Origin of the sequence: Pseudoalteromonas sp. S3785 (assembly GCF_005887365.1) — a bacterium.
GTDB lineage: Bacteria > Pseudomonadota > Gammaproteobacteria > Enterobacterales > Alteromonadaceae > Pseudoalteromonas.
The window spans coordinates 37,328-49,490 of record NZ_PNCT01000030.1; the positions used below are offsets into that span (position 1 = coordinate 37,328).

Annotated in this window: 11 protein-coding genes; 3 read left to right on the forward strand and 8 right to left on the reverse strand. The window is 40.5% G+C overall.

Annotation, left to right across the window (positions count from 1 at the left end; genetic code table 11):
* Nucleotides 1–35: 35 nt before the first annotated feature.
* Nucleotides 36–1,367, reverse strand: a complete 1,332-nt coding sequence (locus tag CWC17_RS08715) for a GH1 family beta-glucosidase (protein WP_138612627.1) — start codon at nt 1,365–1,367, stop codon at nt 36–38.
* A gap of 258 nt (nt 1,368–1,625) precedes the next feature.
* Here CWC17_RS08715 and CWC17_RS08720 point away from each other — a divergent pair, with 258 nt between their 5' ends.
* Both CWC17_RS08720 and CWC17_RS08725 read left to right on the forward strand, forming a co-directional pair.
* Nucleotides 1,626–2,900, forward strand: a complete 1,275-nt coding sequence (locus CWC17_RS08720; RefSeq protein WP_138612628.1) for a sugar MFS transporter — start codon at nt 1,626–1,628, stop codon at nt 2,898–2,900.
* Nucleotides 2,900–5,452 (forward strand): glycoside hydrolase family 3 protein, encoded by a 2,553-nt coding sequence (locus CWC17_RS08725; RefSeq protein WP_138612629.1) that lies wholly within the window; start codon nt 2,900–2,902, stop codon nt 5,450–5,452. Before CWC17_RS08720 ends, CWC17_RS08725 begins: the two co-directional genes overlap by 1 nt.
* 50 nt (nt 5,453–5,502) lie before the next feature.
* On the opposite strand, the gene CWC17_RS08730 is transcribed toward CWC17_RS08725, so the two are convergent.
* Together CWC17_RS08730 and CWC17_RS08735 are read right to left on the reverse strand one after the other, a co-directional pair.
* The gene (locus CWC17_RS08730) at nt 5,503–6,678 is read right to left on the reverse strand and encodes a GGDEF domain-containing protein (RefSeq protein ID WP_138612630.1); all 1,176 of its coding nucleotides are present in this window, start codon (nt 6,676–6,678) and stop codon (nt 5,503–5,505) included.
* Between the two features lie 130 nt (nt 6,679–6,808).
* Nucleotides 6,809–7,702 (reverse strand): TIGR01777 family oxidoreductase, encoded by an 894-nt coding sequence (locus CWC17_RS08735; RefSeq protein ID WP_126007381.1) that lies wholly within the window; start codon nt 7,700–7,702, stop codon nt 6,809–6,811.
* Nucleotides 7,703–7,872: 170 nt separating this feature from the next.
* Between CWC17_RS08735 and CWC17_RS08740 the strand changes: the two genes are divergently transcribed.
* Nucleotides 7,873–8,907 carry an AI-2E family transporter gene (locus tag CWC17_RS08740; protein WP_024033443.1) on the forward strand — a complete coding sequence of 345 codons (1,035 nt, stop codon included), beginning with the start codon at nt 7,873–7,875 and terminating at the stop codon, nt 8,905–8,907.
* A 110-nt stretch (nt 8,908–9,017) separates the two neighbouring features.
* Here the strand turns inward: CWC17_RS08740 and CWC17_RS08745 are convergent, their stop codons facing one another.
* From CWC17_RS08745 to CWC17_RS08765, 5 genes are all read right to left on the reverse strand, one after another.
* Nucleotides 9,018–9,422, reverse strand: a complete 405-nt coding sequence (locus CWC17_RS08745; protein ID WP_029772701.1) for a hypothetical protein — start codon at nt 9,420–9,422, stop codon at nt 9,018–9,020.
* Nucleotides 9,409–10,746, reverse strand: coding sequence for an ATP-binding protein (locus CWC17_RS08750; RefSeq protein WP_004586805.1), 1,338 nt, complete (start codon nt 10,744–10,746; stop codon nt 9,409–9,411). The genes CWC17_RS08745 and CWC17_RS08750 overlap by 14 nt, the downstream gene beginning before the upstream one ends.
* On the reverse strand, nt 10,740–11,414 hold the full coding sequence (locus CWC17_RS08755) for a response regulator transcription factor (RefSeq protein WP_004586804.1): 675 nt from the start codon (nt 11,412–11,414) through the stop codon (nt 10,740–10,742). Before CWC17_RS08755 ends, CWC17_RS08750 begins: the two co-directional genes overlap by 7 nt.
* 3 nt (nt 11,415–11,417) lie before the next feature.
* Nucleotides 11,418–11,681: a PepSY domain-containing protein gene (locus CWC17_RS08760; RefSeq protein ID WP_024033445.1), complete on the reverse strand. Its 264-nt coding sequence runs from the start codon at nt 11,679–11,681 to the stop codon at nt 11,418–11,420.
* A gap of 155 nt (nt 11,682–11,836) precedes the next feature.
* A complete protein-coding gene (locus CWC17_RS08765; RefSeq protein ID WP_004586802.1) occupies nt 11,837–12,139 on the reverse strand; it encodes a YciI family protein in 303 nt (100 codons plus the stop codon).
* Between the last annotated feature and the right edge of the window lie 24 nt (nt 12,140–12,163).

Sequence of the window (12,163 nt, forward strand, 5' to 3'; positions counted from 1 at the left end):
TTTATTTATGCGATTAATCGAATAGCTTTTATTGGCTATTTACGGCTTTGTATCAAGCTTTTATAAGCTTGGCCACTGGCTTTTATAGTACGTTGCTGAGTTTTATAATCAACGTAAACAATACCAAAGCGTTTTAAGTAGCCCTCAGCCCATTCAAAATTATCCATTAAGCTCCACGCAAAGTAACCAATAATATTAACCCCTTGGGCTGTGGCATCGTGCACGGCATTTAAGTGGCTATGATAGTAGTTTAGGCGTTCTACATCGTTTACCTCGCCATTTTTTATGGTGTCGGGCATAGCCGCGCCGTTCTCGGTTATATAAATAGGCGGTAAGGTGTAGGTGTTGTTAAGCGTTACAAGTAAATCGCTAAACGACTGCGGGTAAATTTCCCAGCCCATGTCGGTTAAAGGCCCTTGTGGTGCAAGTGGCTCGTATATATCGCTAGGGTGTGCTTTGTATACTTGGCGCGTATAAAAATTAATGCCCAAGTAATCAATAGATTGTGAAATTATGTCCATATCGCCAGGGTGGATTTCAGGCTGCTGATTGCTAGGAAGCTGTTTTATAATTTCTGGGTATTGGCCATCCATTATTGGTTTCATATACCATTGATTTAAATAATCATCGGCGTAACGAGCTGCGTGTATATCCTCGGCTGACTGCGTTAATGGGTAGCAAGGTGTAAAATTAAGCACAATACCATTTTGAGTATTAGGCGAGGTTTGCTTTAACACATCCATTGCCAAACCATGGGCAAGCAATAAATGGTGCGCTGCTTTTTTACCGTACTCTTTGCCCACTAAACCTGGGGCATGTATGCCTACTTCGTAGCCTAAAAAAGCACTGCAAAATGGCTCATTTAGGGTCGCGTACGAAAATACCCGCTCGCCAAATGCTTGGCTAATAAGCTTTACATACCGAGCAAATTCATAAGCTGTATCGCGATTTAACCAGCCGCCTTTATCTTCTAAATGTTGGGGTAAATCCCAGTGATATAGCGTTACAAACGCTTTAATGTTGCGCTTATTAAGCTCATCAAGAATATTAGTATAAAACTTTACGCCCTCAGGATTTAGTTCTCCCGATAAGGTAATAACTCGCGGCCAAGAGATAGAAAGTCTATATGCATCTACGCCAAGCGAGTCTATTAATTCAATATCGTTTTGCCACTGATTGTAATGATCGCAGGCAACATGCCCATTTGAGCTGTCGGCTATTTTGTTGGGTGTATCGCAAAAGGTATCCCATATACAGGGTAGGCGATGCTCATACCCGCCTTCAATTTGAAATGATGCCGTAGCCACACCATAAACAAAGTTTTTTGTTAATAGAGGTGAATGAGATGGTAACGATAATTTTGTCATTAGTAACAAACCTTTTTAAACCTTAAATGCATAAATAGCCACTGTATTTACTGCGATGAAGCGTAAGGGCGCGTTTATAAAAAAATAAAACTTGTTGAAATATGTTACATGTTCGTATTTAATTACACGTGAAAGCGCTTACATTTTTAGATTAGTGTTAATTGATACGAAGGTCAACTCTTTAATGTTGCTGGGTTACACGGCAATTTTTAATAACGACTTTTGCATTAATTTATAATAATAAATTGCGGAGAGCCCATGGCCAGTTCAGCACCACTGACGACACACACACAGTCGCAAAACTACCAAGATAAAAACTATGGTTTTGCATTAACGTCTTTAACGACTTTATTTTTTATGTGGGGATTTATCACCTGCTTAAACGATATTTTAATTCCGCATTTAAAAGCGGTGTTTAACTTAACTTATGTTCAAGCAATGCTGGTTCAGTTTTGTTTTTTTGGGGCTTATTTTTTAATGTCATTGCCAAGTGGCCATATAGTTAAAAAATTAGGTTACAAAAAAGGCATTGTAGTGGGGTTACTTATAGCGGCATGTGGTTGTGTACTTTTTTACCCAGCCGCGGCGCTACATAATTACCCGGTATTTTTGTTTGCTTTATTTGTTCTGGCAAGCGGTATTACCTTATTGCAGGTTTCTGCAAACCCTTATGTAAGTTTATTGGGCGCCCCTAAAACAGCGTCTTCTCGCCTTACCTTAACGCAAGCATTTAATGCGCTAGGCACTACGGTTGCCCCTACATTTGGTGCATTTTTGATTCTTGACTCTGCCTCTGAGGCGTTTTTAACACCGGCACAAAATGCAGAGTCGGTACAACTTCCTTATTTACTATTAGCAGGCATGCTTATTTTACTAGCCGGTATTTTTGCATGGCTTAAATTACCAGACATAATGAATGAGCAAAAAGAAGCCGCTGAAAAGTCAGAGACAATTGAAGGTAGTGCATGGCAATACCGCCACCTTACACTCGGTGCTGTGGGTATATTTATGTATGTAGGTGCAGAGGTTGCGATTGGCAGTTTTTTAGTTAGCTTTTTAGCACAAGAAAATATTGCCGGTTTAAAAGAGCATGTTGCCGCTCACTACATCACATATTATTTTGGTGGAGCTATGGTGGGGCGTTTTATTGGTGCCGCGGTAATGCAAAAATTACCCGCTGGTAAAGTGCTTGGCTTTAACGCAAGTATGGCTATTATTTTGGTGGTTATTGCCATGAGCACGTCGGGTCAATTAGCAATGTGGTCAATACTACTGGTTGGTTTATTCAATTCTATTATGTTCCCAACTATTTTTAGTTTAGCGTTAAATGGCCTTGGTAAGCATACCGCGCAAGGCTCTGGTATTTTGTGCTTGGCGATTGTAGGGGGGGCAATAGTGCCACTTTTACAAGGTGCACTTGCTGATAGTGTGGGTGTTCAACTTTCGTATGTTTTACCTATTTTTTGTTACTTATTTATCGCGTTTTATGGTTTAAGCGGAAGCAAACCAGTTCAAGCTCAGGAGACTCTATAATGAAAACCCCTTTTTCACTTAATAAAATAGCACGTGCCTCATTAATTGCATCAGTAGGCATGTTAGCGGCTTGTTCAAATGACGCGACAACCACTCCGGAAGCTAATAATGCGTTGTCTAAAACAGAGAAAATTTGGCCAAAACTTAATATTGCCGTAAAACAAGACCCAAAAATTGAAGCTAAAATAGCAGATTATTTAAAAACGATGACACTTGAGCAAAAAGTAGCTCAAATGATTCAACCAGAAATTCGTGATATTACCGTTGAAGACATGCGCAAATATGGCTTTGGCTCATACCTAAATGGGGGCGGTGCGTTTCCTAACGGTGATAAACACGCAACACCAATGGACTGGGTAAAATTGGCTGAAGATTTTTATCAGGCGTCGGTAGATGATTCTATCGATGGCAGTAAAATACCCACAATGTGGGGCACCGATGCGGTGCATGGTCACAATAATGTAATTGGCGCGACCTTATTTCCGCATAATATTGGTTTAGGAGCGGCAAACAACCCTGCATTGATTGAGCAGATAGCAGCTATCACTGCGGTTGAAGTAATGGCAACGGGTATTGATTGGGTATTTGCACCTACAGTGGCAGTTGTGCGTGACGACCGCTGGGGCAGAACCTATGAAGGTTATTCAGAAGACCCTCGCATTGTACGCGATTATTCAGCTGCAATTGTAAATGGTTTACAGGGCAAGGCCGATGGCGACTTTTTAAGTGATAAACGTGTTATTAGTACCGTTAAGCACTTTTTAGGTGATGGCGGCACAGTCGATGGCGATGACCAAGGTAATAATATCGACAGTGAGCAAGATTTGTTTGATATACATGCCCAAGGTTATGTAGGCGGCTTATCGGCGGGAAGTCAGTCGGTTATGGCATCGTTTAATAGCTGGCATGGGGTTAAAAACCACGGCAATAAATACCTGTTAACCGATGTGCTTAAAACCCGCATGGGCTTTGATGGTTTTGTGGTAGGGGATTGGAACGGCCACGGCCAAATTGAAGGCTGTACAAACGAAAGCTGTGCACAGGCTGTTAACGCAGGGCTTGATATTTTTATGGTGCCAACGGGCGCTTGGAAGCCGCTGTACGAAAACACCATAGCGCAAGTCAAAGCTGGCGAAATCAGCATGTCGCGCATTGATGATGCAGTAAGTAGAATTTTACGCGTTAAATTGCGTGCCGGTTTATTTGATAAACCAAGCCCGGCTAAGCGTCAGTTTTCGGGTAAAACTGAGCTAATTGGTGCGCAGCAGCACCGCGAAGTTGCGCGTCAAGCAGTACGCGAATCACTTGTTTTACTTAAAAACAAAAACAATATTTTGCCTCTTGATGCAAACCAAACTGTACTTATTGCCGGCGATGGAGCCGATAATATAGGTAAACAGTCGGGTGGCTGGAGTATTACTTGGCAAGGGACGAATAACAAAAATGCTGATTTTCCTGGTGCCACGTCTATTTATGCAGGCCTTGAAAAACAAATTACGCAGGCGGGTGGTCGTGCCATTTTAAGTGTGGATGGCTCATATGAGCAGCGCCCAGATGTAGCCGTTGTGGTATTTGGTGAAGAGCCTTATGCAGAAGGCCATGGCGATAGAGATAACCTTGAATTTGAGCGCGGTAATAAAAAATCGCTCGCGTTATTAAAGTCGTTAAAAGAGCAGGGTATTGCGGTTGTATCGGTATTTATTTCCGGTCGCCCTATGTGGGTTAACAGTGAATTAAATGCCTCAGATGCATTTGTTGCAGCATGGCTGCCAGGTACAGAGGGCGGCGGTATTGCCGATGTTATTTTAAAAGCCAAAGATGGCAGTATTCAACATGACTTTAGCGGCAAGCTTTCGTTTTCATGGCCTAAAACAGCAGTACAAGCAACGGTTAATAAAGGCGATGACGATTACAGCCCATTATTACCGTACGGCTTTGGTTTAACTTATGGCGATAAAAATGTATTGGCTGATAATTTAGATGAAGACTCTAAATTAGATAACTCAGCACTCACTAGTATGGATATTTTAGTTGGTGCACCGGTTGCTCCGTGGCGTTTATTACTTAAATCTGGCGATGAGCTATTAGATGTATCAAGCAGTACTCATCAACTAGGTGCACTTAAATACCGTACTGAGGATAAAACAGTTCAAGAAGACGCGCGCCAATTTAATTTTAGTGGCGAGCAAAAGGCAAGTGCTGAAATAGTCACAAGTTTTGCTGAAGATACCATTACGTATTTAGAGGCTAATGGCGTTATTAGTTTTGATATTAAACTCAATGAGCCACTAACCGATGACGTAAACCTTGCTATGACTTGTTCAGGTGAGTGTGGTGGTGCGATTGCCTTGAGTAAAATGGTTGATCAATCAATCAAAAATAAATGGCAGTCGGTGTCGGTAGACTTACGTTGTTTTGCTAACCAAGGCGTAGACTTTGCGAGCCTTACAAGCCCGTTTAGTTTACATGCAAGCAGTAAAACCTCAGTGTCGGTAGCAAACATTCAGTTTGTGCCTAATAAGGCAGACTCTGCTGGGCTTAAATGTCAGTAATCATTTTGTTTTAGTGTGTATGTCAAAGCCCTTCAATTGAAGGGCTTTTTTTATGTGCAAACCGGTTTGTTATTTATAAAAGGGTTTTGTGCAGATTCATATATAACTTTGTCGCGTCCTGTGGTTTTAGCAATATACAAGCGCTTATCTGCCGCACTAAGTAGCGATTTAAAAGAGCTTGTTTGAGTATCGCTGCACGCCACTCCAGCGCTTATTCTTAAATAAATGGTGTTGCCGTAATAGCTAAAGGGCTTGTTTTTAATGTTTTTTCTGAGGGTGTTTGCCGCGCACTGTGCCTCATTTAAAGTGCAGTGGCTAAGTAAAATTGCAAACTCTTCGCCGCCAACACGTGCGGTAACTGCGCTGTTAGAAAAAAGCGCGGCAATATGCTGCGAAACCCATTTAATTGCCTCATCACCTGCATCGTGTCCGTATTCATCGTTAACGCGCTTAAAAAAGTCTATATCGACCATAATAATGCTAAGGGGATGCTCGGCATTATTTTTATTAAATAACGTATTGGCCACTGCATTTAAACCGCGTTTATTTAATAGCTGGGTTAATGGGTCGCGATTAGCAAGGGAGTTGAGCGTATGCTCTGTATTGGCAAACACTAAAAAAGGCAGCAATAGGGCGGCGCTAGTGGCAAGTATTAAGTGTACAGCCAAAGTAAATTGCAAAACAGAGGCAAAATTAAAGTTGAGCTCAGTAAAAAATGGCAACAGTAATAAAACTCCTTGTATTAGCATAACGAGTGCATGCAGTAATAGGCAAAGCAGTAGCATACGTTGCTGTAATTTTGCTATAAAGCGGGTGCTTAAAACAATATACGAGGCATACAAAAATAACCCTGCCACAGTTAAACTAACCAATACTTGCTCTACGGCGGTGTTGTAAACTATGAGTAAAAAAACCGCAGCCATGATGAGTAAATAGCTAACTTGCTTGCATATGCTTTTATTTAAAGGACTGAGTGCTTTTAATCCCATAATTAAAAAAAGTGGGCAAGCAATAATAAATAAACTGGCAAAGTAATGGGTAATAAACGGCCATGCAATGATCACGCGTAAGCTTGCGCATAGTATGGCGAATGTAAAGGTGGTACAAGCTAGGCCAAAATATAAAAAACTAGTTTGTTTTTTATATTGATAAATAGAGATAAAATACAGCCCAATTATAAGGTTTAAAATAAAAGAAAGGCTTATAACGGTTGGTAAGTGCAGCATAGAAAGGTTCTTTTATTATAAAACGACTATTTTAATGGAGACTAGATACTAAAGCTTACATTAATTACAGTAACCTAGCTTAAAGTAGTATTTTTATAACCTTTAGTAGGTGTATCTATGCTGAATACACCTACTTTATTAAACTTCTCAGAGCCGAATCTATATCCGTAAAATGAAAACGGTAATTATGCGCTAACGCTTTTTTGGGTATTACATATTGCCCAGTAGTGAGCAAATCAGACATTTCACCCATTAACACTTTTAATACAGGGCTTGGCATGGTTAGGGCCGCAGGGCGAGACAATGCTTTACCTAAACTTTTGCTGAATACTTTATTGCTAACAGGGGTGGGTGCAGTGGCGTTAATTGGCCCGCAAAGCGACGTGTGTTTTATAATAAATAAAATCAGTTGAATCATATCGTCAATATGAATCCACGACATACCTTGCTCCCCATCACCAATGGGGCCACCTGCAAAAAATTTAAACGCAGGTAGCATTTTACTTAAAGCGCCGCCGTTTTTGCTAAGTACAATTCCCGTGCGTAATAAACACACCCGTGTTTTATCACTTTGCGCTTTTAGTGCAGCATGCTCCCACTCTTTGCATAGCTGATGGCTAAATTCATCATTTACATCGTCGGTGTCTTCATCTACAGGAGTATCACCTTGGCGGCCATAATAGCCAATGGCACTGCCAGATATAAATGTAGCAGGGGGCGTGCTGCAATTTAAAATAGCATCGCTGATTTGCGTGGTAAGGTTTATTCTGCTGTTTTTAATTGTTTGTTTTTGTGCCTGCGTCCAGCGTTTGTTGACGATAGGTTCGCCGGCTAAATTAATCACAGTATCTACATGGTTAAAATTAACCTCATCAACCGTGCTTACTACATCAATATTATGACCAAGCAATACATGGGCTTTGGTTTTATTTCGGCTCAGTACGGTTACTTTATGATGATGCAGCAAAAAAGGCGTTAAGTGTTTACCTATTAGGCCTGTAGCGCCTGTAAAAAAAATATGCATAAAAATCTTACCAATTTTAAGTGTACGATTTGTTTAAAATGTATACTATTTAAACTATCTTAATGCAAATTATTACGTTAACTAAAAAACAACGATCACTTTGTAAATATTTCATTTAATTAGTTTTTGCCTTACACTAAAGCGAATTTCATAAGAAAAGGATTGGCGCGTTGGCAAGTTTAACTGGCGTAAATAAAAGCTTAATAATATTTGCAGCTCTGGTGGTTGTATTAGCCGGTATTAAGGCCGCAAGTGTTATTATTATTCCCTTTATTTTGGCGGCGTTTATTGCCATTGTATGCAACCCGCTGATCACATTTTTTGGCCGCTATCGGATCCCTAAAGGGGTTTCTGTTGTTATTGTGGTGCTTATCATTGTGGGCTTAGGTGTAAGCTTAGGCGGCCTTGTAGGACAATCAGTTAACGACTTTTCTCAGCAACTTCCTGAATATAAAGCCCAGTTACAAGAAGAGTTTGTTTGGCTGGTCGATCTTGCATCGCAATACAATATCTTAATCGATAGAGATCAAATTCTCTCTATGTTTGACCCAGGTAAAATGGTTGATGTAGCCACGAATATGCTTACCGGCTTAGGTGGCGTAATGGCAAACATGTTTTTAATAATTTTAACTGTGGTGTTTATGCTTTTTGAAGGGCCTGCATTAAGCAAAAAAATTCATATGGCACTTGCCGACCCAGATAGAAAAATGGAGCAAATTGACCGCTTTTTGGTTTCTATTAATTCGTATTTAGCAATTAAAACATTGGTGAGTTTAGCCACCGGTATTATTGCAGCATTTTATTTATGGATTTTAGATGTTGACTACTTTGTGCTGTGGGGCGTGTTGGCCTTTATGTTTAATTATATTCCTAATATAGGTTCTATTATTGCCGCAGTACCAGCTGTATTGTTAGCACTGATCACACAAGGACCATTAACAGCCGGGCTTGTAGGTGCAGGGTATTTAATTATTAATACGGTAATGGGTAACATTGTAGAGCCTAAATTTATGGGTAAAGGGCTTGGGCTTTCTACCTTGGTGGTGTTTTTGTCGTTAATATTTTGGGGTTGGTTATTAGGCACTGTAGGCATGTTGCTATCGGTACCGCTTACTATGATTGTTAAAATAGCCCTAGAGGCAAGTGATGAAGGGCGCTGGGTTGCCACGCTACTTGGTACTGGAGAGTCGATAGACGATAAATAATATCAATTGGTTTTCATAGCTTAAAATTGCGTATTTGATTAAATATTTGATACAAAAAAAGCGATTAATACACAGTATTAATCGCTTTTTTTATAGGGGTTAATCCCCGTTTAAAGTGGCTTTTTAAGCACTTGAGTAAACTGTTCAATAAGTGCAAGTTCACATAATTTGTAATCAATAGCGGCTTGGCTAGCATTTGGCAGTTTTAATATGTAGCGCCATTGGCAGCTTGCTTCAATATACTTTTGGTGGTTGTCGACGCTGCGCTTAAACAACATGAGTATTTGCGTATTTCCGCTTTGCTCTTCTAATTTAGTGAGTTCATATTTACGTTTTTGAACCCAAGTACCCTGATTGTATTTAGCCTGATTTATTTGGGTGTCTAAACACTGCGTATAGCGTTTAGTTTGGCTTGGCGTTGCGTTTTGCTCAAGCGTACACTGTGCTTGCGCACTGACATTAGCACTTAGTGCTAATAGGCTTGCAAGTGTGATTAAAAGGCTATTTTTTATCATTGTAATTAAACTCTAAAATAAATTGTGCGCCGCCCAAGGTGTCCGACTTATTAATCGTTAAGTGACCGTTATAAGATTTAACCAAGTCAGAGACTATCGCCATACCAACACCGTGGCCGCTTTCGTAAGTATCAAGGCGGGTACCACGGGTTAATAAAGACTCGCGTTTATCCTCGGGTACACCGGGTCCATCGTCACTAATGCCTATGCACAGTGTTTTACTTTGAATGACCTGGATTTCTACTTGCGAGCGACACGCCTTACAGGCGTTATCAATTAAATTACCCAGTAATTCCATTAAATCTGTTTGGTCACCTAAAAAGTAATCTTTATCGGTCACGGTGCAATTAAATATAATGTCTTTATCGCGATATACCTTGGCCATTGCACTTAAAATAGAATCAACCACTGGTTTAACTGGAGTTTGCTTTTTCCATGTATCTGAGGCGCCAGTAGCTGCACGCTTTAACTGATGCTCGATCATCACATTTATTCTATCAAGTTGCTCTTGGGCATCGGCATCATTAGCAAGCGGGCTTGATTTTAATACCGCAAGGGGTGTTTTTAATGCATGCGCTAGGTCACTTAAAGAGGCTCTGTAGCGCTCTTTTTGACGTTGCTGCGACTCTAGTAATAAGTTTAGGTCTGATTTAATTGTTTGCAGCTCTACAGGGTATAAGCCTTTAATTTCTTGAATATCGCCCGACTCAATGGCTTTTATTTCTTTATCAAGACGTTGTAACGGCCGGCCGCTCCAAATAAACCCAATTGCCATTAAACCGGCAATCGCAATACCCATTATAAACATCCAATCGACTAGGGTTTGCTTAAAGCCATCCATTAACCTTAGCAATGCATCGTTTCGTTTGAGTAATATAAAACGTGCCTGTTCAGATTGGTCAATATTATTTAAAATGACCGTTAGGCTTAATTGCCAGTAAACCGCATTGTTGTAAACCACACGTCTAAAGTCGGCCGCACCTGCTTTAGGCTCTATGTACTCGGGTTTAAAGTTTACGTTTACAGCCGACTCTGAGTGCCAAACAGGTACATCATCGCGGTAAATCATGGCGTAGGTATCTGAATTTAAGTTATTAAGCTCAGGCGTTAAAATTGTGCTGGGCATAATAATGCCGCGCTCAGTAAAGTCGACTTCAGAAATAAGGGAGTATAAGTGGGCTTCTAGATTTTTTTCGGTGGTTTCGACTAATGAGGCGTAATACGCTTTACCAATCGAGTAAAACAAAATAGGCAGTGCCACCAATAAAACAAAGACAAGGATAAATCCTTGCCTTATTTTAAGCGATATTTGCGATGCTACCACTGACTTTTAAGCCTGTAACCACGCCCACGTAGTGTTTCTACTGGGTTTAATGTGCCTTCAGGGTCTAATTTTTTACGCAGACGAAGTACAAATACTTCGATAACGTTAGAATCAAGATCGAAATCTTGGTCGTAAATATGCTCAGTAAGTTCTGATTTAGAAATTACTTTTTGCGGGTTAACCATTAAATACTCAAGTACTTTGTACTCATAAGCAGTAAGGCTAAGTTCTTTGTCGTTAACCCAAACTTGTTGCGAGCGAGTATGAATTTTAATTGGACCTGCTGTCATTTCTGGGTTTGCTTTACCCGCACTGCGGCGAATAAGTGCATTACAACGCGCAATTAATTCTTCAACATGAAACGGCTTGGTTAAGTAGTCGTCGGCACCTGCGTCTAGGCCTTCAACTTTGTCTTGCCAGCGGTCGCGCGCCGTTAAGATTAAAATAGGGATCGTCACGCCTTGTGCACGTGCTTTATTGATTAGCTCAATACCGTCAATTTTTGGTAAGCCTAAATCAACCACCGCCATATCTAGCGGGTATTCTGTAATATGGAATAGGCCAGCTTCGCCATCGTGACATAAATCAACACTGTAACGTTCTTTCTCTAAAGCATTACGTAGGTTGTCTGCTAAGTGTAAATCATCTTCTATAACTAAAATTCGCATTTGCTAATCCTTTTTCACTTCGCCGGTTTTTTTATTTATATGTAAATCAACGACGTGGCCGTCAGATTTGAGTATACGTACAGTATAAAATTTTGCTTGTTCTGTAATTTTTAAGGTTTTACCGTCAGTTTCTTCTTTTGCAAGTATTACGGCTTTCTTTTTGCTGATCTCAGTTTTTTTAACTGCTTTGGTAACAGTCGAACTTGCGTGTACGGCGCCACTGACGCTAATACAGGCAATTAAACCAAGGGTTAATAATACACGCATGACGGGAACTCCTAGATCAAACCCAGCTATTCTAATTAACTAAGCTACTAAAACTCAAGTAAAAACGTCCAATATGCGCTTTTACGTTCGCCAGCTTAATTAATTAGCAGTGAACCAACCCTGAATTAAATAACGTTTTAAATTCAGGGTGTTCGTTACGCTGGTAATACTTTTTTATATGGTTTTACAACGGTGTTTGCGTAAACGCCGGCTGCAACGTATGGATCAGAGGCTGCCCATTCACGTGCTTTTTCAAGTGAATCAAATTCGGCAATGACTAATGAGCCTGTAAATCCAGCATCTTGCGGGTCTTCACTGTCGATTGCTGGCAGTGGGCCGGCAACAAGTAAACGGTTTTGAGAGTCAAGTTCGCTTAAACGTGCTAAGTGGGCGGGGCGGGCTTCTTTTCTAAGCGGTAAGCTGTTTTCAACGTCGGTTGAATAAATCATGTACAACATAGTAATTCTCAAAAAAATGTTAAG

What these genes read in the sequence shown, in the direction of transcription:
- CWC17_RS08755 (WP_004586804.1), bottom strand. Translation starts at nt 11,414, where the DNA reads ATGCGAATTTTAGTTATAGAAGATGATTTACACTTAGCAGACAACCTA.
- CWC17_RS08760 (WP_024033445.1), bottom strand. Translation starts at nt 11,681, where the DNA reads ATGCGTGTATTATTAACCCTTGGTTTAATTGCCTGTATTAGCGTCAGT.
- CWC17_RS08765 (WP_004586802.1), bottom strand. Translation starts at nt 12,139, where the DNA reads ATGTTGTACATGATTTATTCAACCGACGTTGAAAACAGCTTACCGCTT.
- CWC17_RS08745 (WP_029772701.1), bottom strand. Translation starts at nt 9,422, where the DNA reads ATGATAAAAAATAGCCTTTTAATCACACTTGCAAGCCTATTAGCACTA.
- CWC17_RS08725 (WP_138612629.1), top strand. Translation starts at nt 2,900, where the DNA reads ATGAAAACCCCTTTTTCACTTAATAAAATAGCACGTGCCTCATTAATT.
- CWC17_RS08735 (WP_126007381.1), bottom strand. Translation starts at nt 7,702, where the DNA reads ATGCATATTTTTTTTACAGGCGCTACAGGCCTAATAGGTAAACACTTA.
- CWC17_RS08730 (WP_138612630.1), bottom strand. Translation starts at nt 6,678, where the DNA reads ATGCTGCACTTACCAACCGTTATAAGCCTTTCTTTTATTTTAAACCTT.
- CWC17_RS08715 (WP_138612627.1), bottom strand. Translation starts at nt 1,367, where the DNA reads ATGACAAAATTATCGTTACCATCTCATTCACCTCTATTAACAAAAAAC.
- CWC17_RS08720 (WP_138612628.1), top strand. Translation starts at nt 1,626, where the DNA reads ATGGCCAGTTCAGCACCACTGACGACACACACACAGTCGCAAAACTAC.